The organism is Vibrio sp. vnigr-6D03, from assembly GCF_002835515.1.
Lineage (GTDB): Bacteria > Pseudomonadota > Gammaproteobacteria > Enterobacterales > Vibrionaceae > Vibrio > Vibrio penaeicida.
On record NZ_PIZL01000052.1, the window covers coordinates 1 to 2,215 of the forward strand.

Consider the following 2,215-nt stretch of genomic DNA (forward strand, 5'->3'; position numbering starts at 1 on the left):
GCAGACCAAAAACGCGTGGCACTTTTGGTTTGCGGTGAGTTTTGTGTTTAGGGTAGTTTGCAGAAACAACATTTGTGCGTTTTTGGCTACTTAACTGGGCGTTATATCTAAAATGATGGAGGGGATATGAAAAACAAGCTATTTATTGTAGGAGTCATTTTTACTGTACTGTTTGCTGCTGGAGCAAATGCCAAGAGATATTGGCCTACTCAAAAGCTGACAAACTGGGAGTTGTATTTAAATAATGGAGTTGCATATGTGGCCTCCCCTCAATTTGCGGCTCATTGTTCATATGATAGGGGGCAAATCAATATGAGTGGAACTGAGTATGATAAGGCTCTATATTCATATGCATTGTCCGCTAAGGCGCGGGGTAAAAAACTAAGTTATGTTGTAGATAACACTCATTCGAATTGTGTAATTTCAGCTTTGCGTGAACATGAGTAGATTCGATATAACAAAAGCTTCAAACCGACAAACAACNNCGGTGAATTAAGTGCTTAAGGTGCTATGCAGTAGCTTGTTTTGTACGTTGTCTGCGGTTTAAGCTGGCGTTATGCTTCCTAAGCAAATTTGAGGAGAACGATAGTGAATCGTATTAAAGGGGTACTTCCATATTTAGCCGGTATCCTCATTGGTATTTTATTGTGGTCGTTGGCTGAACTATTCTTTAATTCGTTAAGAAATGCGGATTTGAAAATAATTGTCGCGATAATTGCGGCATTTGGATCACTAACGACAGGGCTTATAATTGCAATATTTACCCATTCTAGCCAAAAATCTAGAGAGTTACTTGCTCAAAAAAGGATGAGTGAGCGTGAGTTAAGAGTCCAAGAAAAAATAAGCGAAAGAGAGCTTATTTTACAAAGGCATGTCCGTGAAAGAGAAATTGAAGAAGCACATCGCCAAAAGAAAGTTGAAATTTACAATGACTTTTTAAAATTAGTCTCTGCATTTATGCAAGGAACTAACGCCAGTAACAAGAAGAAAATGCCAAATCAGCAAAAAATTCTTGATGAGTTTGAAAAATTCCAAAATGGAATTCTTCTTTGGGGAGGTCCCAAAGTGATTCAAGCTTTCCTTGATTACAGGAAAAATAGTGGGGAAGAGCAAGACAGTTTAACGATATTTCGGCATGTAGATGCTTTGTATAAATCTCTTCGAGAAGATATTGGCTTAAGCAACTCAGGGTTGGAAAATCTTGAATTGGTGCAAATGTACTTAAGCGACCCTACTGAAATTGATACTCTTTTATCGGAAGCATAACAAACTGTTTAAGAGTGATTCGCAACGCGTGGCATTTTTACTATGCGTTGGTTTTAGTGGTTAAGGTGGTATGCGGGAGCTTCGGTATTGCGTTGCTCACACCTTAACAGGGCGTTAGGGCAACACGTAATTGAGGATAATACATTATGAGGTTCGTTAGTTTGTTAGCGCTTTTCTTGCTTTCAAATATTAATCCAGCAATAGCAGAAGTGGATATTCTCGAGAAAGAAAGGCAAGAGCAAAAAGCTGCGTTAGAACAGATCTTCAGTCAATTATCTAATATGACCCCAGAAAAAAATGAAATTTCAAAGTATGGAAGCATATACATGGAAATGATCCGAAGTGCTTTGCCTAAAAAGGAGAGTTACAAGGGCTCAGAGTGCAGATTAACAGTCCGTTTAAGTCCTGAAGGTTTAGTTACAAATGTAGGTATGAATATACAAAATAGACTTTGTCGGAGTGCATTCAATGCTATTTGGGATATAGCTGAGTTTCCTTTGCCTTTGGACTCAAAAGTTGCCTCACAGCTAACAAATATAAGCTTGACTCTATCGTATTAACGAATTGCCCTAACAAACTGTTTAAGAGTGATTCGCAACGCGTGGCATTTTTACTATGCGTTGGTTTAAGTGATTAAGGTGGTATGCGGGAGCTTCGGTATTGCGTTGCTCACACCTTAACAGGGCGTTATAGCGCTTTGGTAGTTCAAAGGGGGTAAGGTTCTCGAACATTGCTGGCTTCAGTGCTTCATATTTCGATTCCATAGCCAGCATCAAGGTGGAAAATTCTCACAAGCCAAGTCGTTGTAGGTTTCAAAATTATTCAGCTTCATCAGATTTTGAAGTTTGGTTTCCGGCTAGCTTTCCTAAATTCTCGACTGAATCTGCGTTTTAGGTTTTGTGGTCTGGTTGCAGAGGGTTTTGTTGGCTAAGATGCTGTTCATTGAATG

Annotated in this window: 3 protein-coding genes; all 3 read left to right on the forward strand. The window is 39.1% G+C overall.

Features of this window, described 5'->3' with window-relative positions; all coding sequences use genetic code 11:
* Positions 1-126 precede the first annotated feature (126 nt).
* Positions 127-447: a hypothetical protein gene (locus CW749_RS26900; RefSeq protein WP_101115554.1), complete on the forward strand. Its 321-nt coding sequence runs from the start codon at positions 127-129 to the stop codon at positions 445-447.
* 141 nt (positions 448-588) lie between these two features.
* Positions 589-1,266, forward strand: coding sequence for a hypothetical protein (locus CW749_RS26905; RefSeq protein WP_101115555.1), 678 nt, complete (start codon positions 589-591; stop codon positions 1,264-1,266).
* A gap of 146 nt (positions 1,267-1,412) precedes the next feature.
* A complete protein-coding gene (locus CW749_RS28300) occupies positions 1,413-1,826 on the forward strand; it encodes a cell envelope integrity protein TolA (protein WP_180958502.1) in 414 nt (137 codons plus the stop codon).
* The last annotated feature ends 389 nt before the right edge of the window (positions 1,827-2,215 follow it).

Coding starts and splice junctions, on each gene's coding strand:
- CW749_RS26900 (WP_101115554.1), top strand. CDS start 127: ATGAAAAACAAGCTATTTATTGTAGGAGTCATTTTTACTGTACTGTTT.
- CW749_RS28300 (WP_180958502.1), top strand. CDS start 1,413: ATGAGGTTCGTTAGTTTGTTAGCGCTTTTCTTGCTTTCAAATATTAAT.